Here is a 23447-nt window from a genome sequence, read left to right as displayed (position 1 = left end):
AACCCTTCCTCCGCTCCCCATCCCCCACCGGAAGGATCGCCCATGTTCGCCAAACGACGCCCGTTCGGGCTGGTCGGGAAAGCACTGGTGTTCTTCGCCGCGTGCCTCGGCCTCGCGTACGGTTCGCCCGCGCTGACGCCGCACGCCGCTGCCGCGACACCGTTCAAAGTGCTCGCCTTCTACAGCGGCACGTACGACGCGGCACACATCAGCTTCGAAAACGAAGCGCGCCCGTGGTTCCAGCAGCAGGCGGCGGCCAACGGCTACACGTTCACGGCCACCAACAACTGGAACCAGCTCACGTCGCTGACCACCTCGCAGGCCGCGGTGGTGATGTTCCTCGACGACCAGCCGCAGTCGCAGGCGCAGTTCGACGGGTTCAAGCGCTACATGGACTCCGGTGGCGGGTTCTTCGGCTTCCACGTGACGGCGTACAACGACAGCTCGACGCCGTCGTACGCGAACTGGTTCCACAACGACTTCCTCGGCACCGGCCGCTTCGTCTCCAACTCGTGGGGCCCGACCGGTGAGACGCTGAAGATCGAGAACCGCACGCACCCGTCCACGGTGAACCTGCCGGCGACGATCCAGTCGTCGGTGAGCGAGTGGTACTCCTGGCAGAACGACCTGCGCCAGAACCCGAACATCTCGATCCTGGCCTCGCTCGACCCCGGTACGTTCCCGGTCGGCGACGACCCGTCCCAGACGTGGTACAGCGGGTACTACCCGATCATGTGGACGAACAAGAACTACAAGATGATCTACGCGAACTTCGGCCACAACAAGATGAACTACGACACGAACACCGCGCTGTCGTCGACGTTCGCCAGCCCCGACCAGAACCGCTTCGTGCTCGACGGCCTGCGCTGGCTCGGCGGCGCGACCGGTGACGGCGGCACCACGCCACCGGCCGGCGGGATCTCGCCCTCCGCGTGGTACCCGGTGGTGAACAAGGCCACCGGCAAGTGCGTCGACGCGGCCGCGGCGGGCACGGCCAACGGAACCGTGGTGCAGCAGTACACCTGCAACGCCACCAACGCGCAGCAGTACCAGTTCCAGCCGACCAGCGACGGGTACGTGCGCGTGAACAACCGCGGCAACGCGGCCGAAGTGCTCGACGTGCAGGATGTGTCCACTGCGGACAACGCCGGCATCCAACTGTGGTCCTACAGCAACGGCGCGAACCAGCAGTGGCTGCCGGTGTCCGAAGGTGGCGGCTACTACCACCTGACCGCCCGGCACAGCGGCAAGTGCCTGACGGTGCCCGGCGGCTCGACGGCCGACTCCGTGCGGCTCGTGCAGTCGACGTGCAACGGTGGTGCGGCGCAGTCGTTCAAGATCGCTTGAGTTTTCGGTACGTGCCGGGCCTTCGTTGACGCGGCGGTTGGACCGGCGCACGGCCGCCTCGGGGTTTCCTGCCCCGGGGCGGCCTTTCACGCCGGTCGCCAGGTGGTCTGGGCGCGGATCACGACCACGGCGAGCGCCAGGAGCGCCACGGCGATCACGACGGCGGCCCAGCGGCCTTGTTCGTTGGCAGACCACGCCGCGGCGACGGGGAGCAGGACGAGGGACGTCGTGAGGTAGGCGAGGTGGGTGCCGAGCTCGGCCGGGCGGTCTCCGGTGAGGAGGCCGATGACGTCGGCGACGGCCTGGACGATCAGGGCCAGCTCCACGACGGCGAGCGCGGGGAGGGTCCTGCCGCGGCGGTAGCGGCCGGCGAGCCCGGTGCCGAGCACGGCGAGCCCGCCGGCCACGCAGACCACCGTGGTGGCGAAGGCCAGGGTTTCGATCACGCCGTTGCCTGGCGTGTGTTCGGTTGTGCTTCGCGTTGTGCCCGGGCTTTGCGACGGCGGCGTTTCGAGCCGGAGCGGAACAGCCAGGTCGAGATCCCCGTGAGCATCAACGCCAGCGGCGCGAGCCCGAGGACGAACCAGACGATCCGCCACCAGCCACCGACGAGCCAGCCGAAGTGGGCGGGCTCGAAAACCTTGTCGTAGAACGAGTTCGCGCCCGGCTGGGGTTTCGCGTCCACATCGGACACGTGGGTGGCGTCGTGGCTGTCGACGTACACGGTGTGGTCGCCGCCGAAGAACGCGCGAGCGCCGTAGGGCTGGTAGCCCTCACTGGCGATGGAGACGGTGTAGTAGCCGTCTTGCGGTGTGGTCAGGTAGCGGATTTCCCCGGGGGTTTCGGCCAGGGCTGCCTTCGCTGCGCGGTCGATGCCGATCTCCGGCGTGCCGGGCGCGGCGGCGTTGGCGGTGAACGAGTACTTCTGCGGGTCGGCGGCCGTCCCGCCGGTGACCGCGAGCCACGCGTCCTTGACCGGCGGCAGGGAGAACGCGGCGCCCGTGACGCCCCACATCAGCACGAACGGCACCGCGACGATGCCGATCACGTTGTGCAGGTCGTAGTCGCGCGCGAAGCGGCCTTTGCCCGTGCGGACGCGGAAGCCGTGGGAGAAGCGCCGGAAGCCGGGCCACCACACGACGATGCCGGTGATCGTGAGCAGCACCATCAGCAGCCCGAGCACGACCAGGAGCAGCAGCCCCCAGTTCGTGCCGGGCGGCCAAGCGAACCCGACGGTCGGCACGGGTTTCGCGAGCCACGACACGTAGCCCGGGTAGCCCTCGCAGGTCAGGCCGCAGTCGTGGAGGTTCGCGAGGAATCCCATTACCCCGCTCTCGAGGCGGGCGCGGCCGTTGACGTGCCCGGTCCCGGGGTCGACCGCGTACGCCTCGGCGAAGTCCGGGTCGCCGACCGCGATCACGCCGCCGTCGTTGCTCACCCACGCGGGGGAGAAGCCGGGGTTCGCGGTGGCGACGATGTCCCGCGCCTGCTGGAGGCTGATGGGGTGTTCGGTGGGCGTCTGGTGGTAGAAGTCGTTGTGCGTCGCGCGGAAGTAGTCGCCGCGGTACAGCAGGATCGCCCCGGACGTCGTCTCGAGCACCAGGAACAAGCCCAGCACCAGCGACGTCCACCGGTGCGTCACGACCAGCCCGCGTCGCACGGGCTTGCGCCTCAGCCAACGTCGGAACCTGCCGGAGCGGGCAGGCGCCTGGGCGCGCGTCAGCTCGTCGGTGCTCATCCGTCCCCCTCGATCCGGTGATCGAAGTGAGGTTAGCCTTGCTTAAAGCTCACGTAAAGGGTCGACGTGAACTCGGGGTGTGACGAAGACTGCTCAAGTGGCTTTGCTCGTCCTCCGGGTTTGGACGGCGAGCGCGGTTCCGGTGATGGCAAGGGCTCCGATTACTGCCCAGGCGATCGGAACGAGGTGTCCGATGAGGCTGGGGAGGGTGGCCAGGATGGCGATCGTGACGATCGTCGCCGCGGCCAGCCAGGTCGCGCGTGCGGCCGGTCGGGCGGTGGTCAGCAGGATGAGGCCGGTGGCGACTGTCAGGACTCCGGCTACCGCGACTTCGTCCACGACTTCCAGCCATTGCACGGTGAACGCTGCGATGGCAGTGATTCCGGTGGCGGTCAGCCACTGTCGGGTGTGGACGGTCGCGGGTTTGGGGTAGGTGGCGATGGCCGCGAGTGTCGCGACTTGGAGCAGGATCATGCCCCAGCTTCCGGGGCCCAGAATTGTGCCGATGGTTGCCGCGGTGATGAACGCTGCGGCGGTTTTCCTGCGTCCGGTCAGTAGTGCGGCCAGTGCGGGTAACCACAGGAGTTCCAGGATGAGGGTGGTCGTCGGTGCGTCGCGCACGAGTGGTGGTGGCCAGGTGAGGCGGAGGATTCCGGTGATCAGTGCCAATGAGGCTTGGAAGACTGTGCCCGCCAGGGCCAGTCGTCGGACTACTTCACCGGCGAGTGCGTAGCGGGGTGGTCCTTCGCTGCTCAATCGCAGCCGTAGTGCGAGGGCGAGGATGCTTGCTGTCTCTCGGGCGTCTGGGCGGCCGTAGTCGAGTTCGTACTCGGGGTCTTCGGAGTGGGTGGTCGTGGCTTCGAGGAATGTGGAGACCATGTCGTCCTCCCACGCCTGGCGGTAGTGCGCCGGTAGTACGCGGGTGAGCCGGCGATACCTGAGTTCGAGGGGTTTCACGTCGTCACCGCCTTGCTCTTGGGGTTCGGCTCGGCGTGCTGCGCACACCGTTGCCGGTGATCGGTCGTGTGGCCGGTACCCCGATCTTTGATTGTCACGACGGTCTGGATCACCTTGTCAAGGCGGGAAAGCGTGCCTTGACAAGGTGATCCAGACCGCGTCAAAGCTGGGGATCGAGGTCCAGGGGGGGCTGGGTACGCGGTTGGCTTGGTGGTGTTGCCGGCGGTTGGGGGATGTGGTGACGATGCGAAATTTCGTGGACGGGGTCGGTTTCCGCGCTGACCCGGGTCGGTACGTGTGGGTGCGCAGCGCTGCTGGGCCGGCGTGGCCACTCACGACGAGCCCTCCCCGGCAAGGCCCAGTCCCAGCCGTCGGTGGGCCACGCGGGCATTGGCCGCCTGTCGTTCGGCCTCCAAGGACAGTGCGGTTCGGCCGTCCGGGGTCAAGCGGTAGTAGCGGCGCAGGCGGCCGTTGATGACCTCGTCGTGGTCGGGCTCGACGAGGCCCTCGGTGGTCAGGCGGTCGAGGGCGCCGTACAGGGTGCCGACGCGGAGGGTGAGGCGGTGGGAAGACAGGGTCTTGACCTCGCCGACGATGCCGTAGCCATGGAGCGGGGCGTCGACGAGGGCGGTGAGGATGAAAAACGCCTGTTCGGACATGCCGCGCGTGGTGACCATGACTCCAATGTATCGCAGGGCGATATATAACGCATCGCACGATCGAGGGACACGAAAAAGCGGGGCACCCGCCACTTGGCAGATGCCCCGCTCCGGCAGGACTCAGTCTCGCTCGATGGTGTGGCCCACGACGTCCGGGCCGGGGTGGGCGTGGCCGGAGCCGTCGCGGCGGAGGTCGACCTCGGGGAGCTCCACGGGGTCGCCGTTGCGGGCGGCGCCGGCGGGGCGGGGGCCGATCCAGGCGACGGCCACCGAGTCCTCGCCCTTGAGGAAGCGGTGGGCGCGCACGCCGCCCGTGGCGCGGCCCTTCGCGGGGTACTCGCTGAACGGCGTGACCTTCACCGACTGGCCCGTGGCCGTGACGACCATGGGCTCGCCGTGGTCGTCGTCATCGGTGCGGACGGCGCCGAAGAACACCACCGAAGCACCGGCGCCCAGGTTGATGCCGGCCATGCCGCCGCCCTTGAGACCTTGCGGCCGCACCAGTGAAGAGGGGAAGCGCAGAAGTGACGCTTCGGACGACATGAACGCCAGCGTTTCCTGGCCGTCGGTGAGCCAGGTGGCGCCGACGATCTCGTCGCCGGCCTTGAGCGTGATGATCTCGAACTCGTCGGACCGCACCGGCCACTCCGGCGCGACCACCTTCACCACGCCCGCGCGTGTGCCGATCGCCAGGCCCGGCGAACCTGTCGCCTGCTCGCCCAGCGGGGCGACGCCGACCACCGTCTCGCCCTTCTCCAACGGCACCAGCTCGCGCGCCGCCATGCCGCCGCGGAGCGAGACCGTGCCGGCTTGCTCCGGGAGCACGGGCAACGGCAGCACGTCCGTCTTGAAGGCGCGCCCGCGGCTGGTCACCAGCAGCACCTGGCCGCGCGCGGTCGTGTGCACGATGGCGGACACGGCGTCGTGCTTCACGCGGCCGTTGCGGCGGCGCACCTCGGACGACTCCTCGGACTCCGCCGCCGTCCGCGCGACCAGCCCGGTGGCCGACAGGATGACCTGGCACGGATCGTCGGCGACCTCCAGCGGCCCGGACGGCTTCGACGCCGCCAGCACCTCCTTGAGGTCACCGTCGATCAGCGCGGTGCGCCGCTCCGTCGGGAAGTCCTTCGCGATCTTCGCCAGCTCCGACGACACGAGCTTCTTCAGCACCGAGTCGTCCTCGAGGATCTTCGTGAGCTCCGCGATCTCCTCGCGCAGCCGCTCCTGCTCCGACTCCAGCTCGAGCCGGTCGTACTTGGTCAGGCGGCGCAGCGGCGTGTCCAGGATATAGGTCGCCTGGATCTCGGAGAGCTTGAACCGCGTCATCAGGCCGTCCTTGGCCGCCTGCGCGTTCTCGCTTTCGCGGATGAGCTTGATGACCTTGTCGATGTTCAGCAGCGCGATCAGCAGGCCGTCGACGAGGTGCAGCCGCTCCTCGCGCTTGCGGCGGCGGAACTTGGTGCGCCGCGTGACCACGTCGTAGCGGTGGCGGAGGAAGACCTCCAGCAGCTCCTTGAGCCCGAGCGTCTGCGGCTGGCCGTCGACGAGCACCAGGTTGTTGATGCCGAACGACTGCTCCAGCGGCGTCAGCCGGTACAGGTCCGCCAGCAGCGCCTGCGGGTTCACGCCGACCTTGCACTCGATGACCAGCCGCGTGCCGTTCTCGCGGTCGGTGAGGTCCTTGACGTCCGCGATGCCGGTGAGCCGCTTGGACTTGTTGACCTCGTCGGTGATCTTCTCGATCACCTTCTCCGGACCCACGCCGTAGGGCAGCTCGACGACCGTGATCGCCTGCCGCCCGCGGCTGCCTTCCAGCGGCCCCGTCTCGACGTTCGCGCGCATCCGCACCACGCCGCGCCCGGTCTCGTACGCGCGCCGCACCTCGTCGAGGCCGAGCAACTTGCCGCCCGTCGGCAGGTCGGGGCCGGGCACGAACTCCATCAGCTTGTCGAGCGTCGCCGTCGGGTGCGTGATCAGCCACCGCGCCGCCGCGATGACCTCGCCGAGGTTGTGGGGGATCATGTTGGTCGCCATCCCGACCGCGATGCCGGACGTGCCGTTCACCAGCAGGTTCGGGAACGCGGCGGGCAGCACCGAGGGCTCCTCGAGGGAACCGTCGTAGTTGGGCCGGAAGTCGACGGTGTCTTCACCGAGCTCGCCGACGAGCTGCATGGCTTCCGGGGACATGCGGGCTTCCGTGTAACGCGAAGCTGCCGGTCCATCGTCGGGGCTACCGAAGTTGCCATGCCCGTCGATCAGTGGAACGTTGAGCGAGAAGTCCTGCGCCAACCGCACCATGGCGTCGTAAATGGCGACGTCACCGTGTGGATGGTACTTGCCCATGACGTCGCCTACGACGCGCGAGGACTTCACGTACGCGTGCGTCGGGCGGTAGCCGTTCTCGTTCATGGAGTACAAGATCCGCCGGTGCACCGGCTTCAACCCGTCCCGTGCGTCCGGCAGGGCGCGGGAGTGGATGACCGAGTAGGCGTACTCCAGGTAGGAGTCTTCGATCTCCGTCTTGAGCGAGTTGTCGAAGACGTTGGCCCCGGCGGAGTCGAACGCGCTGGGATCGACCTTGGTGGTGGTGCCCTTGCGGCGTGCCACGGTAGAACTCCTTGGTAGCTAAGGAAAGTCAGACGTCGATGGCGTCGCGGTCGACGCGGTCGGAGGAGGCGACGAGCCAGTTGCGGCGGGGTTCGACCTTTTCGCCCATGAGCAGCTCCAGGGCGCTCTCGGCGGCTTCGGCGTCGTCCATGGTGATGCGGCGGACGGAGCGCGTGGAGGGGTTCATGGTGGTTTCCCAGAGCTCGTCGGCGTCCATCTCGCCGAGGCCCTTGAACCGCGGCACCGGCGTGACGATGCTCTTGCCCGCCTTTTCCAGCTCCGCGAACTTCGTCTCCATCTCGCGCTGCGTGAAGGTGAAGTGCGTCTCCGGGTTGCGGCCCTTCGTCACGAGCTTGTGCAACGGGGGCATCGCCGCGTACAGCCGGCCGTCTTCGATCACGGGGCGCATGTACTTCGCGAACAGCGTGATCAGCAGCGTGCGGATGTGCGAGCCGTCGACGTCGGCGTCGGCCATCAGGATCACGCGGCCGTAGCGCATCGTCGTGAGGTCGAACGTGCGGCCGGTGCCCGCGCCGAGGACCTGCACGATCGACGCGATCTCGGCGTTCTTCAGCGTGTCGCCCAGCGACGCCTTCTGCACGTTCAGGATCTTGCCCCGCAACGGCAGCAGCGCCTGGTACTCCGACACACGCGCCATGCGGGCCGAACCGAGCGCGCTGTCACCCTCGACGAGGAACAGTTCGCTGCGGGAGACGCCCGTGGTGCGGCAGTCGACGAGCTTCGGCGGCATCGCCGCGCCCTCGAGCGCGGTCTTGCGTCGCGCGGCGTCCTTCTGCTGCTTCTGGGTGAGCCGCACGCGCGCGGCGTCGACCACCTTCTGCAGCACGACCTTCGCCTCGGACTTGGTCTTGCGGTCGTCGACCCACGCCTTCACGTGCTTGTCGACGATGCCCTGGATCACCCGCGTGATGCCGGCCGTGGACAGCTCGTCCTTGGTCTGCGACGTGAACTGCGGCTCGGGCAGCCGCACGTGGATCACGGCGGTCATGCCCTCGAGCACGTCTTCGAGCGTCGGCGGGTCCTCCTTGGGCTTGAGCAGCCCGCGGGTCTTGCCGATCGCGTCCTGCAGCGCGCGCGTGACGGCGCGGTCGAAACCACGCCGGTGCGTGCCGCCGTGGACGTTGCGGATGGTGTTGGTGAAGCACTCCACCGTGCGCTCGTAGCCGGTGCCCCAGCGCAGCGCCACCTCGACCTCGGCGAGACGCTCCACATTGGACTGCATCACGCCGTTGGCGTCGGCCGCGTTCTCCTTGTACGTGCCCTCGCCGGTGATCACGAGGGTGCCGCACACCGGCTTCTCGCCCGACGGCGTGAGGAAGTCGACCATGTCCACCAGCCCGTGGGGGTAGTGGAAGGTCTCCTCGTTGATCGTGTCCTCGATGGCCGTGCGCAGCACGTATGTGACGCCGGGCACCAGGAATGCCGTGTTGCGCAGCTTCGCGCGCACGCCCTCGACGTCGAGCGCCGCGCCCGTCTCGAAGTAACGCGCGTCGTACCAGTAGCGGATCGATGTGCCGCTGCGCTCGCCGCGCTTCATCTTGCCGACGAGGTTCAGGCCGGAGTGGCGCGTGAACTTCGCTTTGGGCCCGGGCGCGTCGAACGTGCCGGGCACCCCGTGCGCGAACGACATCTGGTGCACTTTGCCGTTCTGCTTCACCGTGACGTCGAAGCGGTGCGACAGCGCGTTGACCGCCGACGCGCCCACGCCGTGGAGGCCGCCGGAGGTCTTGTAGCCGGAGCCGCCGAACTTGCCGCCGGCGTGCAGCCGCGTGAGCACGAGTTCGACGCCCGAAAGGCCCGACTTCGCGTGGACGCCGGTGGGGATGCCCCGGCCGTCGTCGTCGACCTGCACGCTGCCGTCGGCGTGGATGGTGACGACGATGCGCGTGGCGTGTCCTGCCACGCCCTCGTCGGTGGAGTTGTCCACGATCTCCGAGAACAGGTGGTTGATGCCACGGCTGTCGGTGGAGCCGATGTACATCCCGGGGCGCTTGCGGACGGCTTCGAGGCCCTCGAGGTGCGTGAGGTCGTCGGCCCCGTACAGAGTCTCAGCAGTCACGAGGTCGCTCTCCCGGATCTTGGCTCGCTGTACGGCGTTGTTCAGGCTGGTTGAGGCACGCATGTGGTCAGGGACCGTGCCTGCGGACGGTGGCGTCCCGGGCAGGCCCCGAGCCGACACCGTACTGCAGGATATCCGCACACCCCGACAGCTTCCGCGCGCTCGGGCCCCGGTGTGGCGAGAGTCCCGTGGTTCAGGGGTGCCGAGAGGGGAGTGCGCCGGGTCACCCGCATGGTCACTATGGAATACTTCTTTCCCGCGAGCAGTTGTGCAGGCAAGGAAGCAAGAACCACGAACTACCCGGCTGAGGAGCGGTCATGCAGTTCGGAATCTTCTCGGTGGGCGACGTCACGACCGACCCCACCAACGGCACCACGCCGTCGGAGCACGAGCGCATCAAGGCGATGGTCCGGATCGCCCTCAAGGCCGAAGAGGTCGGCCTCGACGTGTTCGCGACCGGTGAGCACCACAACCCGCCGTTCGTCCCCTCGTCGCCGACGACGATGCTCGGTTACATCGCCGCGCAGACGAAGACGATCACGCTCTCGACGTCCACGACGCTGATCACCACCAGCGACCCGGTGAAGATCGCCGAGGACTTCGCGATGCTGCAGCACCTGGCCGACGGTCGCGTGGACCTGATGCTGGGCCGCGGCAACACCGGCCCCGTGTACCCGTGGTTCGGGCAGGACATCCGCCAGGGCATCCCGCTCACCATCGAGAACTACGCGCTGCTGCGCCGCCTCTGGCGCGAAGAGGTCGTGGACTGGGAAGGCAAGTTCCGCACGCCGCTGCAGGGCTTCACCTCCACGCCGCGCCCGCTGGACGACGTGCCCCCGTTCGTGTGGCACGGGTCCATCCGCAGCCCGGAGATCGCCGAGCTCGCCGCGTACTACGGCGACGGGTTCTTCGCCAACCACATCTTCTGGCCGACGTCGCACTACCAGCAGCTGATCGGCTTCTACCGCCAGCGCTACGAGCACTACGGTCACGGCAAGGCCGACCAGGCCATCGTCGGGCTGGGTGGGCAGGCCTTCATCCGGCCGAAGTCGCAGGACGCGTGGAACGAGTTCCGGCCGTACTTCGACAACGCGCCGGTGTACGGGCACGGCCCCTCGATGGAGGACTTCACGTCGCAGACGCCGCTGACCGTCGGCAGCCCGCAGGAGGTCATCGACAAGACGCTGACCTTCCGCGAGCACTTCGGCGACTACCAGCGCCAGCTGTTCCTCATGGACCACGCCGGCCTGCCGCTGAAGACCGTGCTGGAGCAGCTCGACCTGCTCGGCGAGCAGGTGGTGCCGGTGCTGCGCAAGGAGCTCGAGTCGATGCGCCCCGCGCACGTGCCGGACGCGCCGACCCACGAGTCGCTGAAGGCCGCCCGCGACGCCGAAGAAGCGACTGAAGAAGCCGCCGAAGAAACCCGCGTCTGAACCCCTTTCCCGGAAAGAAGAAGGCAGAAATGACCGCACGCACCATCGCCGTGGTCACCGCCGGGCTGAGCCAGCCGTCGTCGACGCGGCTGCTGGCCGACCGGCTGGCGGACGCGACGCGCACCGCACTGGGTCCCGACACGGTGGTCGAGGTGATCGAGCTGCGCGACACCGCCGTGGACGTCACCAACAACCTGCTCACCGGTTTCCCCAGCCCGAAGCTGAAGGAAGTCATCGACACGGTGACGCACGCCGACGGTCTCATCGTCGTCACGCCGGTCTTCACCGCCTCCTACAGCGGGATGTTCAAGTCCTTCTTCGACGTCCTGGACAAGGAAGCACTCGACGGCAAGCCGGTGCTGATCGCCGCGACCGGTGGTACGGAACGGCATTCGCTCGTGCTCGACTTCGCGCTGCGGCCGCTCTTCGCTTACCTGCGCGCGATTCCCGTGGCGACGGGCGTGTACGCCGCTTCGTCGGACTGGGGCAGTGCGAGCGCGACCGGCACGCTGCAGCGGCGCGTCGAGCGTGCGGCGGGCGAGCTGGCGGCGGCCGTTTCGGCCGCACCCGAGGCGAAGGCTTCGGACGAGCTGACGTCGCTGCCGTTCGAGCAGCTGCTCGCCGGCGAGGGCTTTTAGTCGACCTTCCGTGAAGGGCGCCTCGAGGGATTTCCCCCGAGGCGCCCTTCACGGCGTTCCGGGGGAGATCTCGGTCAGCCGGCGGCGCAGGAAGCGGCGGTCGGCTTCGTTGCCGGCCAACGCGAGCGCCACGCGGTAGGCGTCCGCGGCTTCTTCGCAGCGGCCCAGCCGGCGCAGCAGATCGGCGCGCGTCGCCGGCAGCAGGTGGTAGCCGTCGAGGTCGCCCGCCATCGCGTCGACGAGCGCCAGGCCGGCGGCCGGACCGTCGGCCATCGCCACGGCCACCGCGCGGTTGAGCTGCACCACCGGCGACGGCACGCGCTTCGCGAGTTCCCCGTACAGCGCGGCGATCTGCGGCCAGTCGGTGTCCGCCGCGGTGGCGGCGGCCGCGTGGCAGGCCGCGATGGCCGCCTGGAGCTGGTACGGGCCGGGGGAGCCGCGGTGCAGCGCCGTGTCCACGAGGGCGAGGCCTTCGTCGATCGCCGCCGCGTCCCAGCGGGCGCGGTCCTGGTCCTCCAGCGTCACGAGGTCTCCGTCGGCGTCGAGCCGCGCGCCGCGGTGGGAGTGCTGGAGCAGCAGCAACGCCAGCAGGCCCTCGATCTCGGGCTCGGCGGGCATGAGCTCCAGCAGCGTGCGGGTGAGCCGGATGGCCTCGACGCACAGGTCGTGGCGTGCGGCCGCGTCGCCGGCGGTCGCGGCGTAACCCTCGTTGAACAGCAGGTACAGCACGCCGAGCACGGCCGCGGTGCGTTCCGGCAGCAGGTGCGCGGGTGGCACGCGGTACGGGATGCCGGCTTCGCGGATCTTGCGTTTCGTGCGCACGAGCCGTTGCGACATCGTCTGCTCGCTCACGAGGAACGCGCGGGCGATCTCCGCCGTCGTCAGGCCGGCGAGCGTCCGCAGCGTGAGCGCGACGCGGCCTTCGAGCGGCAACGCCGGGTGGCAGCACGTGAACATGAGCCGCAGCCGGTCGTCCTGGACACCGCTGGGGTCGGCTTCGGGTTCCTCCGTCGGCGCGAGGGCGGCGACTTCGCGCAGCTTCGCAGCTTCCGTCGCGCTGCGTTTGAGGCGCGTGAGGGCGTGGTTGCGTGCGGTGGTGGTGAGCCACGCCGCCGGCCGCCGGGGCACTCCGTCGCGCGGCCAGCGTTCCAGTGCCCGCGCCAGCGCCTCCTGCACGCACTCCTCGGCCAGGTCCCAGTCGCCCGTCAGCCGGATCAGCGTGGCCACCACACGGCCGCCCTCCTCGCGGAAGGCGGCCGTGACCGCGGCTTCGACGCTCAGGGCGTTTCCCCGGGCCAGAGCCACAGCGGGCGGACCTCGATCGGCCCGTACTTCGCGGCGGGGTGCTTCGACGCCACCTCGACGGCCTCGTCGAGGTTTTCGCACTCCAGCAGGTCGAAGCCGAGGATCTGCTCCTTCGTCTCGGCGAACGGCCCGTCGGACAGCAGCACCTCGCCGTCGTTCACGCGCACGGTGGTCGCCATGCTCGCGGGCCGCAACCGGTTGCCGGTCAGGCGCACGCCCCGCCCGTCCATCTCCTTCACCCAGGCCTCGGTGGCCGTGTCCATCGGTTCGTCGGGCACCGGCCGGGAGTCCTCGTGGCTCCGTCCGCAGATCAGCATCATGTAGCGCATCGGCTAGCCCTTCTCTCTGGTGGTTTCCTACCGCGCCGTGGGCGCGGGGTCGAGCTGTTTCGTCTCTGCGACCACCGGGGAGCGCCTGGACCGACAGGGCTCCGCGAGATTTTTAGTTAAGCATCTACTTGACTATTGGGCGAGCCGGGCGCATGGTTAAGCACATGGTTGACCATCAGCTCGACCGGGTGTTCCAGGCGCTCGCCGACGCGACCCGGCGCGAGCTCGTGGCGCGGCTGGTCACCGGACCCGCCGCGGTGAAGGAGCTGGCGCAGCCGTTTGCGATGTCGCTGCCCGCCGTGATGCAGCACCTGCGGGTGCTCGAGTCGTGCGGCCTGGTGGCTTCGGAGAAGGCCGGCCGGGTCCGCACGTACCGGCTGGAACCGGCAGGCCTGCGCTTGGCCGAGCAGTGGCTGGGCGAGCAGCGCACCGGCTGGGAACACCGGCTCGACCGTCTCGGTGGCTTTCTGACCACCGACCGACAGGAAGGGAACACGTCATGACCGACGTCAAACATTCCACGTTCACTTTCGAACGCCGTTACCCTGCGCCGCCAGCGCGTGTCTTCGCCGCGTGGGCCGATCCGGCCGCGAAGGCGAGCTGGTTCGGCGCGGCCGAGCACTCGCTGGACTTCCGCGTCGGCGGCCGGGAGACCAACCGCAGCGGCGACCTCAGTTTCACGGCCGACTACCACGACATCGTCGACGGCGAACGCATCGTCTACTCCGGGGCATTGAGTGGTCCCGCGGGCCTGGCGACGGTCTCGGTCACCACGGTCGAGCTCGTCCCGGACGGCGACGGCACGCGGTTGGTGCTCACCGAACAGGGCACGTTCCTCGACGGACACGAGGAGCCGGCGTGGCGCGAGCAGGGCACGGGTGACTGGCTCGACAAGCTCGGCGCGCACCTCGGCGCGCAGGCCTGACGCCGGGTCCTCGGCCGGTCCCAGCCGTTCACGGTCGGTCCACTTCGGACGCGTGCGCTGGGGCGGTCCGGAGTTTCTCCGGGCGCCCGGTCCGTGAGCCAGGCACACTGGCTGAAACGGACAGGAGGGGGCCGCGTGGAACTCGGCAAACCGGTGAAGCAGGCGTTCGCCGCGGTGGTGGGCGGCTTGCTGTTCCTCGTCGGGGTCGCGTTGCTGGTGCTGCCGGGACCCGGGTTGCTGCTGGTGCTCGCGGGTCTGGTGGTGCTGGCCTCGCAGTTCCCGGCGCTGGAACGGTTCGTCGACCCGGTGCGCACGCGGGCGATGAAGGCCGCCGAGGACAGCGTGGCCTCGCCGCTGCGGATCGCGGGTTCGGTGCTCGCCGGCCTGGCGCTCTTCGCCGCCGGCATCGTGTGGGGCACGGTCGACTGGCTGCCGTTCAGCGGCTGGAGCACCGGGTCGAGCATCATCCTCTCCGGGGTCATCCTGTTCGCCCTGCTGATCTGGAGCTACCGGCGGGTCAAGTCCCGTGAGGGGGAGGCGCGTCCGGCGCCCGCCGGGCAGAATCCGGGTATGACCACTTCGGACTCCCCGCAGGTGCCGGCCGCGATCCAGCAGTTCGTGGACGCCACCAACAAGGCCGACGCCGAGAGCTTCGTCGACGCCTTCACCTCCGACGCGTTCCTCGAGGACTGGGGACGCAAGTTCCACGGCCACGAAGGTGTGCTGAGCTGGAACGAAACCGACAACATCGGGGTCGGGGCGAACTTCACCGTGAAGGGCATCAAGCCCGGCAAGGGCGCGGACAACTACGTCCTCACGCTCGGCGTGAAGAGCAACCGCTTCAACGGCACCGGCACGATGACGATCGACCTGCGCGACGGAAAGATCGCCAGCCTCGTCATCTCCTGACCCGTTCTTACCCAGGCTCGCGGGCGTTCGGGAAGCCGGACGCCCGCGAGCCGGTGCGAGCTGGGCCACAGTGTCCGGCTCAACAGACCGATGGTTCTTTATCGCCCTCTCGGCGGGTTAACAGACTGCTGGGCTGCTAACCTCAGGCCTGTGAGCACCGGTTTTCAGCGCGCCCGCCGCCCCGAGCAGGTCGAGGCCCGGCGCGCCACGATCCTCGCGACGGCCACGGCGATGCTGCGCGAACGGCCGGTCGCCGACATCAGCCTGCGGGAGCTCAGTGACCGCGTCGGGCTCGCGAAGTCCAACGTGCTGCGCTACTTCGACAGCCGCGAAGCGATCTTCCTCGAGGTGCTCGACGAGGTGTGGCAGCGGTGGCTGGACGCCACTGCGCGGGCGCTCACCGCCGTGTCGGTCGACGGACCCGGTTTCGTGCGCGAGGAACGCGTGGCTGCGACGATCGCCCGCACGCTGCGGGAAGACCGGCTGCTGTGCGAGCTGGTCAGCTCCATGGCGTCCGTGCTGGAGCGCAACATCTCCGTGGACACCGCGCGCAGCTTCAAACACCGCGCGGCCGCCAACATCGACCGGCTGGCCGGCTTGGTGCGCGACGAGGTCCCGGAGCTCTCGCCCGCCGGCGCGGCGCACTTCGCGGGCGCGGTGTTCGTGATCGTCGCCGGTCTGTGGCCCTACGCCAACCCGACCGAGGCCGTCGCGACGGCCAGCGCGGAGCTGGGCGTCGCGCCGGGCGCCGACTTGTTCGCGGAGAACCTCACCGAGGGCCTGGCGAACCTCCTGGCCGGTCTCGTCGCCCGACGTCGTTGAGGTCGCGAGACTCCAGGATCCGCCGCGGGTAGCCGTCGGCCGCGACGGAGATCATCGCGCGCCCGAGCACCTCGGTCGTGATGAACATCGATGGGAACCGTTGGAGCAGTGGGAAAAGCGGCGTCGTGACGCGGTACATCACGCGGTACAGCGGCGTTTTCGACGTGATGCCGTGCTGCGGCTGGATGAACCCGGGCCGGAACGCGTACGCGTCGAGCGGCAGCCGCGCCAGCGCGTTTTCGGTGGCGCCCTTGACCCGCGCCCACCGCACGCGGCCGCGTTCCGTGCTGTCGGTGCCGGCGCCCGAGACGTAGATGAAGGTGGCGTCGGGCCGTGCCGTCGCGTAGGTGCGGCCGACGGAAAGCGTGAGCTGATAGGTGATCCGCTCGTACTCCTGCGCCGGCATCCCGGCCGAGGAGACGCCGAGGCAGAAGAAGCACGCGTCGTACTCCGCGAGCTGCTCGGCGTGCGGGCCGAGGTCGTCGAGATCGTCGGGCACCAGCTCCGTCACCTTCGGGTGCTCGGTGCCGGTCGCCGTCCGCCCGACGGTGAGCACCCGCTCCACGCGGTCGTCCAGCAGGCACTCCCGCAGCGCGCCCTGGCCGACCATCCCGGTCGCCCCGAACAGCACGACCTTCACGCTTCACGCACCGGCAGCAGCCCGCGCTCGCCGAAGACCTTCTTCGCCACGGCGGTCGCGTTGAGCGCCTTCGGGAACCCGCAGTACCCCGCCGACTGCAGCAAGGCCTCGACGATCTCCGCGGGAGTCAGGCCGACGTTCAGCGCCGTCCCGATGTGCAGCTCCAGCTGCGGCTCGCACCCGCCCATCGCGGTCAGCATGCCGATCGTCAGCAGCTGCCGGTCCCGCGGCGCGAGCGCCGGCCGCGAGTAGATCTCGCCGAACCCCCACGACACGATCTGCCGCGCCAGCTCGGGCGCGACGTCACCCAGCCCGTCCAGCACCTTCTGGGCACTGCCTTCGTTCACGGCGTTCATGGTCTCGAGGCCGAGTGCGTAACGCTCTTCTTCGGTCATGCTCCGACCGTATGGGATCGCCGGTTACCGCGCGGCGGATTGCACGGCGAGGTTCGCCCTCCGGGCCACCGCGAAGTCGAGCTTGCGGACGCGGCGGTCGTAGGTGAGGAAACCGTTGACTTCCTTCTCGACGTCGGTGAGCTGCGTGTAGACGGCGGCGGACAGGCCGCGGCGGACCTCGGTGCCGAGCCGCTGCTGGAGCTCGACGTAACGCCTGGTCAGGGCCGCGCTGTCGGGTTCCATCTCGTAGGCGAAGCTGCCGGGCGGGTCGAACTCGTGGCCGCGGACCTTCAGGCCCAGGCCGCCGTATTCGCCGTCGACGGTGGCGCGGACGGGGTCGAGCGGTGGGGTGCCGGGGCCGGGGTAGGTGTGGTCGTCGAGGAGGTCGCCGTGACCGGTGTCGGGTTGGGAGCGGCAGCAGTTGACGCCGGATTCGGCGTCGACGAGGCGCGTGGGGTCCCAGGCGGCGATCTCGTCGGCGACGCGGGCGACGTCGAAGTCGCCCCAGCCCTCGTTGAAGGGGACCCATGTGACGATGGACGGGAACGAGCGGTGCTGGTCGATCACCCGGTGCAGCTCGATCTCGAAGTTCGCGCGGGCCTGGGGTGCCGGGGTGACGTTCTCCGTCATCGCCGGCATGTCCTGCCAGACGAGGAGGCCGAGGCGGTCGGCGTGGTAGTACCAGCGGTCGGGTTCGACCTTGAGGTGCTTGCGGACCATCGTGAAGCCGAGGGCTTTTTCCTGCTGCAGATCGAATTCCAGGGCGGCGTCGGTGGGGGCGGTGTAGAGGCCGTCGGGCCAGAAGCCCTGGTCGAGCGGGCCGAGCTGGAAGAACGGCTTGCCGTTGAGCAGGATGCGGTGGTTTTCGACCGCGACGGACCGGGCGCCGAAGTAGGAGCCGACGGTGTCCCCTGTGGACAGTGTGACGCGCAGGTCGTAGAGGAACGGGTCGTCGGGTGACCACAGCCGGGGGTGGCCGACGGTGAGCGTGGTGGGGTGGCCTGCGGTGCCTTCGGCCTTGGCGACGACGTGGCCGTGGTCGGAGGCGGTGGCGCGGAAGGGCGTGCCGTCGGCGCCTTGGACGGTGAGGGTGACCTCACCGGTCGTGGTGTTCGAGGTGGTGTCCACGCGGGTGATGTGCACTGGTCTCACCGGTTCCAGCCAGACGGTCTGCCAGATTCCCGACGACGGCGTGTAGAAGACTCCGGCGCCCGGCGCGCGTTGTTTGCCGAGGGGCTGGCCATCACCGGTCGTGTCCGTGACGCCGACGACGAGCTCCTGTGGGCCGGTGGTCAGGGCGTCGGTGATGTCGGCGCTGAAAGAGTCGTAGCCGCCGGCGTGGCGAGTGACTTCGTGGCCGTTGACGTACACGGTGGTGTCGTAGTCGACGGCCTGGAAGTGCAGCAGGATCCGTTGGGAGCGCCAGGGTTCCGGGATGTCGAAGGTGCGGCGGTACCACATGTGGGTCTCGTGGCGCATGATGCCGGAGAGGGCCGATTCGACGGGGTAGGGGACGAGAATCTTCTCGTGCAGCTGCCGTCCGAAGGGTGGCTCGGCGGTGAGGGCCGGCTCGAATTCCCAGACGCCGTTGAGGTTCTGCCACGCGTCGCGGGTGAGCTGCGGACGCGGGTACTCGGGCAACGCATTGGTGGGGGAGACCGCGTCCGTCCACGGTGTACTCAACGGCGGCGCCTGCCGGTGCCACTCCGGTTGCGCGACGGGGGTGACGCCGGAAAGTCCGAACAGCAGCACCGCGAGAACTACGGCAGGACGCACCATCGTCGGAACCTCCGGGTCGCTTGATGATCATCTCTACCGGGCGCGGCCGCGGATGTAAATCGCTCAGTCCGGCACGACCAGCCGCACGGCCAGCACGACGATCACGACGCTCGACACCAACGCGGTCCCCAACCGTCCCCGACGGCCGGCGAGCACGCGGCCCAGCAACACCCCGCCACCCGCGAGCAGCAGCTGCCAGCTCGCCGACGCGACGAACGCGGCCAGCGCGAACACCGCGCCCGACGCCGTACCGCCGACCACGATGGCCGTGAAGTACACGATCGTTGCCGGATTCAGCAGGGTGAGACCGAGAAAACTCAGGTACGCACGAGCTGGTCCCGGCGGCGCGGCCTCGGCTTCAGGCGTTTCGCCGGCGCGATACCTCCGCCACCCGCCCACCGCGGTGTGCGCCGCGAGCACCACGAGCACCACCACCGACGCCCACCGCAACGGCCCCGCCACCGGCACCAGCACCGGAGCGAGCGCCGCCCCACCACTCACCGCGACGACGGCGTAGACGCCATCCGCACTGGCCACCCCGAGCGCCGCCGCGACGGCGACCCGCACCGACGTCCTCGCCGCCAGACCCACCAGCACCGCCCCGACCGCCCCCACCGGTACGGCGATCCCGTACCCCGCGAGCGCCCCGGCGACCAGCGCCGCCGTCACGACCGCGCCCGATCACACCCCCGTGGCGCGCCCTGCTGCCCACGCCGCACCCGGACGGGGCGAGGGGCGTGGCGTGCGGCGCGGTGGTTGTGGTCATGCGGGGAAGCCTGACCGTGGAGGGGGTGGTGGGCAACCGATTTTCACCGTGCAGGGCCACGATGGTGCCGGTGCCTGACGGGTGTGCGGAGCCAGAGATCGTTCCTGTGTGGGACTTTCCGCGGCTGCCGTATTACCGCTTCGGCCAGTTCCAGAAGGTGGTGAGCCCTGTGTTCGGAAAGGACGCTGGCGCCGGACCTCGCTGGTCGCTCGGGTATTCGGGCGGTGCGGGGGATCGGCCGATGATGTCGGAAGGTTGTGCTCGCTGCGAGCGGTGCTGGGCTGCTTACACCCGACGGCGTGCTTTGCCCGGCAGCGCTTCCGCTGCGACCAGTCCAGCGCGCCGTGATCGAAGCATCGACCGCCGAGGTGGCCGCCGCCTTACCGCTTCGGCCAGTGCCACGAGGGCCGGTCCAACCGCCCCTGTCCGGAAAGGACAGTGGCGCCGAAGTCCTTTTCCAGTTCCAGCAGGTCCGCGCCCGTGGAGTCCAGGGCGCGGACCAGTGGCTGGGAGTGTGACACCACCACAAGTTGCGCGCGGCGGGCTGTTCGGGTGATCAGCGCCGCCAGGGCCGGCAGGAGTTCCGGGTGCAGGCTTGTCTCGGGTTCGTTGAGGACCAGCAGTTCCGGCGGCCGTGGGCTCAGCAACGCGGCGACCCACAGCAGGTACCGCAACGTCCCGTCCGAAAGTTCGGCCGCCGTGAGGGGGCGAAGCAGCCCGTGCTGCTGGAACCGCAGTTCGAAACGGCCGTCGGCTGACGTGATGTCCACCGAGGCGCGGGGGAAGGCGTCCTGAACGGCGGACTCCAGGGCCCCGGCGTCGCCCGACTCCTGGATCGTACGCAGGGCCGCGGCGAGGTCGGCGCCGTCGTGGTCGAGGACGGGGGTGCGGGTGCCGATGCGGGATTCGCGGGCCGGGGCGGTGGCGTCGGTGCGGAAGTGGTCGTAGAAGCGCCACGCGCGGATGCGTTCGCGCAGCAGGAGGAGCTCCGGGGCGGGGAAGGAGCTCAGCATGCTGTCCGTCAGGCCGATGGGCTGCGGCTCGGGCGGCCACGCGCCGGTCGAGTCGCGGACGCGCAAGGTCGGGCCCGCGCGGTCGGCGAGGAGGGTGCGCGGGGACAAGGCCGGGCCGGACCACACGCATTCGCGCTTGAACTCCGGGTCGAGGGAGAACATCGACGAGCTCGGGATCGGCAGCCCGAGGTCCAGGGCGTAGCCGAACTCGTCGCCCGAGAACCCCAGCCGCAGGCCGACCGCCTGGGTGCGGCGCGTGCCCTGCACGGGAGAGCGCCCGGAACGGACCGCGCGCCCGATGGCCTCCGGGCCGGCCCACAGCGTGGAGGGCAGGCCGCCTTCGCGGGCCAAAGCGGCCACGGCGCCGTTGTGCGCGGCGTCGGCCAGCAGACGCAGGGCGCGGTAGAGGCTCGACTTTCCGCTTCCGTTCGCGCCCGTCACCACCGTCAGCTCCGACAGCGGCAGCACCAGATCACGCAACGACCGGTAGTTCTCCACGGCAAGGGTTTTCAGCACCCGGCCGACGCTATCCGCCGCCACTGACAGATAACGATCGTGACTACGAAGCGGCCGACCCCGGGTGCTCCCACCTGCGGCTCTCACGGTCAGTTGTCAAATTAATTCTGCCCGTGTTCGCGGCCGCTGGACTCCGGGGCTTATTCGTCAGATCTTTGTCCGCGAGCTCGTTGACACCGTCGAACCGCGAGGTAAGAATCTCGTTTCACATATCCTATAGGATCTGCGGTCCGGAAGAGGTGTCTGTGGTGGCAGCAAGGCGAAAGGTTGTCGTCCCGGGATGCGGGACGGCGATCGGTCACCGCCGCCGGCCGACCGGTGCTTCGCGAAGAACGCCGGCAACGAGTGACTTTCCGCGCCAGGACCTCCGATGTCTGGGCGCGCTCAGCGACTGAAGCCCACCCCCGAAGTGGCTGAAGTCAGCACGAACGCCGGGCGGCGCGCGGGCCGTCCGGTGCCAAGGTCCGACCTCGAAGGAGTGGTCATGCCAACATCGGGCAGAACCGGGAGACGGAAGTTCGCCGTGCTCACCGGGATCGCGGCCTCGGTGCTGACGCTTTCGGCGATCCAGATCCCCGCCTCCGCCGCACCCACGCAGAACACCCCGAACATCCAGAACACCCAGAACAGCACCCAGATCGCCCAGAAGCCCTACATGGGCTGGAGCAGCTGGAGCCTCGAGTCCACCAACTACCCCGGCGTGAACCCGACCGGCGGCGGCAGCTGGCTCAACGAGGCGCACGTGCTGCAGCAGGCCGACATCCTGGCCGCGAAGTTCAAGCAGCACGGCTACGAGTACGTCAACATCGACGCCGGCTGGGTGGGCTCCTTCGACCAGTACGGCCGGCCGGTCGTCGACGCGAAGAAGTTCCCCGACGGCATGAAGTACGTCGCCGACTACGTGCACAAGAAGGGCCTCAAGCTCGGCTCCTACCTCGCGGTCGGCCTGGACCTCAAGGCCTACAACGACGGCAACTCACCGATCTTCGGCACCACCGACTGCCACACGCGTGACCTGGTCTACCCCGACCTGCGCCAGACCAGCGGCTGGGACAACCAGTCGTACCAGATCAACTTCGCCAGCCCCTGCGCCCAGGCCTACATCCAGTCCGAGGCCGACGTGCTCGCCGGCTTCGGCGTCGACTTCCTCAAGCTCGACGGCGTCGGCCCGGGTTCGTTCAAAGGTGACGCGGCGCACGACAACACCCCCGACGTGAAGGCGTGGTCGGCCGCGCTGAAGAAGACCGGCCGCCCGATGCAGTTCGTGCTGTCGTGGTCGTTGTCGCACGACCAGATCGACACCTGGAAGGCCAACTCCAACGGCTGGCGCATCGACACGGACGTCGAGTGCTACTGCGACACCCTCGTCACCTGGAACAACTCGGTGAAGGGCCGCTGGAACGACGTCGTGCAGTACATCCCCGACGCCGGCCCGGGCCACTGGAACAACCTCGACTCCCTCGACGTCGGCAGCGGCAAGATGGACGGCATCACCGAGGCCGAGCGCCAGAGCTACATGACGTTCTGGGCCATCGAATCCGCGCCGCTCTACCTGGGTGACGACCTCACGCAGCTCGACGACTACGGCACCAAGCTGCTCACCAACGACGAGGTCATCGCCGTCGACCAGGCCGGGGTGCCGGCCAAGCCTGTGAGCCAGAAGAGTGACCAGCAGGTCTGGTACGCCCGCAACGCCGACGGCAGCTACACGGTGGCGCTGTTCAACCTCGGCTCCGCCCCGACGGCGGTCACCGCGAACTTCGGCGACTTCGGCCTCACCGGCGCGGCCAAGGCCCGTGACCTCTGGAGCCACCAGGAACTGGGGCTGAGCAACGGTTCCTTCACCGCGACTCTGCCCGTCCACGGCTCGAAGCTGCTGCGCCTGACTCCGGTCAACCCGGTGCAGGTCTCGGCTCCCGCCGTGGTCCACGGCACGGCCTCGACCCCGACCAGCGTCTCGCTGGCCTGGGACGCGTCGGCGAGCAAGCTCGCCCCGGTGACCGGCTACGACGTGCTCGCCGACGGCCGCAAGGTCGCCTCGGCGAGCGGCACCAGCACGACCGTCAACGGCCTCAAGCCCTCGACGTCGTACACCTTCACGGTGGTCGCCCACGACCGCCTCGGCCGCAGCTCCGCCGCGAGCACCGCGGTGTCCTACGTGACGCCCGCCGCGACCGGCCCCGTCGTCTACGAGGCGGAGAACGGCAGCCCCGGCGGCGGCGCGACGGTGTACGACTGCGCCTGCTCCGGCGGCAAGAAGGTCGGCTACATCGGTGGCAGCGGCTTGCTGACCATGAACAACATCAAGGTCGCCGCCGAAGGCACGTACCTGGTGAAGCTCGGTTACGTCGACGGTGACACCAGCCGCTCGGCCGTGGTCACGGTCAACGGCAGCTCGTTCCGGCTCCCCGCGCCGGGCACGAACGACAACGACTGGAACACCGCACGCACGATCACGGTGCCGATCTACCTGATGGCCGGCAACAACCAGGTCATCTTCGGCAACCCGAGCGACAGCGTGTTCGACGTGGACCAGCTGACCGTCTGACAATCCCGTGGGTGGCGGTGAAAGCCGCCACCCACGGACAC

The 23447-nt window shown here is 69.1% G+C and carries 20 protein-coding genes and 1 pseudogene; 8 read left to right on the top strand and 13 right to left on the bottom strand.

Translation table 11 applies throughout. The features are described from left to right. Positions 1-42 precede the first annotated feature (42 nt). The gene (locus AB0878_RS34525; protein WP_366584455.1) at positions 43-1347 is read left to right on the top strand and encodes an RICIN domain-containing protein; all 1305 of its coding nucleotides are present in this window, start codon (positions 43-45) and stop codon (positions 1345-1347) included. 86 nt (positions 1348-1433) lie between these two features. On the opposite strand, the gene AB0878_RS34520 is transcribed toward AB0878_RS34525, so the two are convergent. From AB0878_RS34520 to AB0878_RS34495, 6 genes are all read right to left on the bottom strand, one after another. Beyond that, positions 1434-1793: a hypothetical protein gene (locus tag AB0878_RS34520; protein ID WP_366584453.1), complete on the bottom strand. Its 360-nt coding sequence runs from the start codon at positions 1791-1793 to the stop codon at positions 1434-1436. Then, positions 1790-3085, bottom strand: a complete 1296-nt coding sequence (locus AB0878_RS34515) for a PepSY-associated TM helix domain-containing protein (protein WP_366584451.1) — start codon at positions 3083-3085, stop codon at positions 1790-1792. Before AB0878_RS34515 ends, AB0878_RS34520 begins: the two co-directional genes overlap by 4 nt. 93 nt (positions 3086-3178) lie before the next feature. Next, entirely contained in the window at positions 3179-4042 is an 864-nt protein-coding gene (locus AB0878_RS34510) for a hypothetical protein (RefSeq protein WP_366584449.1), read from the bottom strand. A gap of 332 nt (positions 4043-4374) precedes the next feature. Continuing rightward, entirely contained in the window at positions 4375-4719 is a 345-nt protein-coding gene (locus tag AB0878_RS34505; RefSeq protein ID WP_366584447.1) for a helix-turn-helix transcriptional regulator, read from the bottom strand. A 102-nt stretch (positions 4720-4821) separates the two neighbouring features. Continuing rightward, on the bottom strand, positions 4822-7308 hold the full coding sequence (locus AB0878_RS34500; RefSeq protein WP_366584445.1) for a DNA topoisomerase (ATP-hydrolyzing): 2487 nt from the start codon (positions 7306-7308) through the stop codon (positions 4822-4824). Positions 7309-7336: 28 nt separating this feature from the next. Then, on the bottom strand, positions 7337-9388 hold the full coding sequence (locus tag AB0878_RS34495) for a DNA topoisomerase IV subunit B (RefSeq protein WP_366584442.1): 2052 nt from the start codon (positions 9386-9388) through the stop codon (positions 7337-7339). Positions 9389-9705: 317 nt separating this feature from the next. On the opposite strand from AB0878_RS34495, the gene AB0878_RS34490 reads away from it, so the two are divergent. Both AB0878_RS34490 and AB0878_RS34485 read left to right on the top strand, forming a co-directional pair. Then, the gene (locus tag AB0878_RS34490) at positions 9706-10821 is read left to right on the top strand and encodes an LLM class flavin-dependent oxidoreductase (protein ID WP_366584440.1); all 1116 of its coding nucleotides are present in this window, start codon (positions 9706-9708) and stop codon (positions 10819-10821) included. Between the two features lie 29 nt (positions 10822-10850). Then, positions 10851-11459: an FMN reductase gene (locus AB0878_RS34485; protein ID WP_366584438.1), complete on the top strand. Its 609-nt coding sequence runs from the start codon at positions 10851-10853 to the stop codon at positions 11457-11459. Between the two features lie 48 nt (positions 11460-11507). Here AB0878_RS34485 and AB0878_RS34480 read toward each other — a convergent pair whose 3' ends face one another. Together AB0878_RS34480 and AB0878_RS34475 are read right to left on the bottom strand one after the other, a co-directional pair. Further along, the gene (locus AB0878_RS34480) at positions 11508-12764 is read right to left on the bottom strand and encodes an RNA polymerase sigma factor (protein WP_366584436.1); all 1257 of its coding nucleotides are present in this window, start codon (positions 12762-12764) and stop codon (positions 11508-11510) included. After that, positions 12737-13093 carry a YciI family protein gene (locus tag AB0878_RS34475; RefSeq protein WP_366584434.1) on the bottom strand — a complete coding sequence of 119 codons (357 nt, stop codon included), beginning with the start codon at positions 13091-13093 and terminating at the stop codon, positions 12737-12739. Before AB0878_RS34475 ends, AB0878_RS34480 begins: the two co-directional genes overlap by 28 nt. A 164-nt stretch (positions 13094-13257) precedes the next feature. Between AB0878_RS34475 and AB0878_RS34470 the strand changes: the two genes are divergently transcribed. From AB0878_RS34470 to AB0878_RS34455, 4 genes and pseudogenes are all read left to right on the top strand, one after another. Next, positions 13258-13596, top strand: a complete 339-nt coding sequence (locus AB0878_RS34470; RefSeq protein WP_366584431.1) for a metalloregulator ArsR/SmtB family transcription factor — start codon at positions 13258-13260, stop codon at positions 13594-13596. Beyond that, positions 13593-14018 (top strand): SRPBCC domain-containing protein, encoded by a 426-nt coding sequence (locus tag AB0878_RS34465; protein WP_366584429.1) that lies wholly within the window; start codon positions 13593-13595, stop codon positions 14016-14018. The genes AB0878_RS34470 and AB0878_RS34465 overlap by 4 nt, the downstream gene beginning before the upstream one ends. Before the next feature lie 135 nt (positions 14019-14153). Beyond that, positions 14154-14546: pseudogene (locus AB0878_RS34460) on the top strand (PGPGW domain-containing protein); the annotation flags it as partial. Between the two features lie 531 nt (positions 14547-15077). Further along, the gene (locus tag AB0878_RS34455) at positions 15078-15749 is read left to right on the top strand and encodes a TetR family transcriptional regulator (protein WP_366584428.1); all 672 of its coding nucleotides are present in this window, start codon (positions 15078-15080) and stop codon (positions 15747-15749) included. Here the strand turns inward: AB0878_RS34455 and AB0878_RS34450 are convergent. The 5 genes from AB0878_RS34450 to AB0878_RS34430 form a co-directional block, all read right to left on the bottom strand. Then, positions 15697-16389, bottom strand: coding sequence for an epimerase (locus AB0878_RS34450; protein ID WP_366584426.1), 693 nt, complete (start codon positions 16387-16389; stop codon positions 15697-15699). The genes AB0878_RS34455 and AB0878_RS34450 overlap by 53 nt on opposite strands. Continuing rightward, positions 16386-16784 carry a carboxymuconolactone decarboxylase family protein gene (locus AB0878_RS34445; RefSeq protein WP_366584424.1) on the bottom strand — a complete coding sequence of 133 codons (399 nt, stop codon included), beginning with the start codon at positions 16782-16784 and terminating at the stop codon, positions 16386-16388. The genes AB0878_RS34450 and AB0878_RS34445 overlap by 4 nt, the downstream gene beginning before the upstream one ends. A gap of 24 nt (positions 16785-16808) precedes the next feature. Further along, positions 16809-18563: a sugar-binding domain-containing protein gene (locus tag AB0878_RS34440; protein WP_366584422.1), complete on the bottom strand. Its 1755-nt coding sequence runs from the start codon at positions 18561-18563 to the stop codon at positions 16809-16811. A gap of 63 nt (positions 18564-18626) precedes the next feature. Next, the gene (locus AB0878_RS34435; RefSeq protein ID WP_366584420.1) at positions 18627-19232 is read right to left on the bottom strand and encodes a LysE family transporter; all 606 of its coding nucleotides are present in this window, start codon (positions 19230-19232) and stop codon (positions 18627-18629) included. 477 nt (positions 19233-19709) lie between these two features. Further along, positions 19710-20858: an AAA family ATPase gene (locus AB0878_RS34430; protein WP_366584418.1), complete on the bottom strand. Its 1149-nt coding sequence runs from the start codon at positions 20856-20858 to the stop codon at positions 19710-19712. 484 nt (positions 20859-21342) lie between these two features. On the opposite strand from AB0878_RS34430, the gene AB0878_RS34425 reads away from it, so the two are divergent. Then, the gene (locus AB0878_RS34425) at positions 21343-23406 is read left to right on the top strand and encodes a fibronectin type III domain-containing protein (protein WP_366584416.1); all 2064 of its coding nucleotides are present in this window, start codon (positions 21343-21345) and stop codon (positions 23404-23406) included. Positions 23407-23447 lie beyond the last annotated feature (41 nt).

Source organism: Amycolatopsis sp. NPDC047767, assembly GCF_040704195.1.
Taxonomy (GTDB): domain Bacteria; phylum Actinomycetota; class Actinomycetes; order Mycobacteriales; family Pseudonocardiaceae; genus Amycolatopsis.
The sequence above is the reverse complement of the archived record's forward strand: the minus strand, read 5'-3'. Positions and strand labels throughout refer to the sequence as shown.

What these genes read in the sequence shown, in the direction of transcription:
- AB0878_RS34525 (WP_366584455.1), top strand. Translation starts at nt 43, where the DNA reads ATGTTCGCCAAACGACGCCCGTTCGGGCTGGTCGGGAAAGCACTGGTG.
- AB0878_RS34515 (WP_366584451.1), bottom strand. Translation starts at nt 3,085, where the DNA reads ATGAGCACCGACGAGCTGACGCGCGCCCAGGCGCCTGCCCGCTCCGGC.
- AB0878_RS34505 (WP_366584447.1), bottom strand. Translation starts at nt 4,719, where the DNA reads ATGGTCACCACGCGCGGCATGTCCGAACAGGCGTTTTTCATCCTCACC.
- AB0878_RS34490 (WP_366584440.1), top strand. Translation starts at nt 9,706, where the DNA reads ATGCAGTTCGGAATCTTCTCGGTGGGCGACGTCACGACCGACCCCACC.
- AB0878_RS34485 (WP_366584438.1), top strand. Translation starts at nt 10,851, where the DNA reads ATGACCGCACGCACCATCGCCGTGGTCACCGCCGGGCTGAGCCAGCCG.
- AB0878_RS34475 (WP_366584434.1), bottom strand. Translation starts at nt 13,093, where the DNA reads ATGCGCTACATGATGCTGATCTGCGGACGGAGCCACGAGGACTCCCGG.
- AB0878_RS34470 (WP_366584431.1), top strand. Translation starts at nt 13,258, where the DNA reads ATGGTTGACCATCAGCTCGACCGGGTGTTCCAGGCGCTCGCCGACGCG.
- AB0878_RS34465 (WP_366584429.1), top strand. Translation starts at nt 13,593, where the DNA reads ATGACCGACGTCAAACATTCCACGTTCACTTTCGAACGCCGTTACCCT.
- AB0878_RS34445 (WP_366584424.1), bottom strand. Translation starts at nt 16,784, where the DNA reads ATGACCGAAGAAGAGCGTTACGCACTCGGCCTCGAGACCATGAACGCC.
- AB0878_RS34440 (WP_366584422.1), bottom strand. Translation starts at nt 18,563, where the DNA reads ATGGTGCGTCCTGCCGTAGTTCTCGCGGTGCTGCTGTTCGGACTTTCC.
- AB0878_RS34425 (WP_366584416.1), top strand. Translation starts at nt 21,343, where the DNA reads ATGCCAACATCGGGCAGAACCGGGAGACGGAAGTTCGCCGTGCTCACC.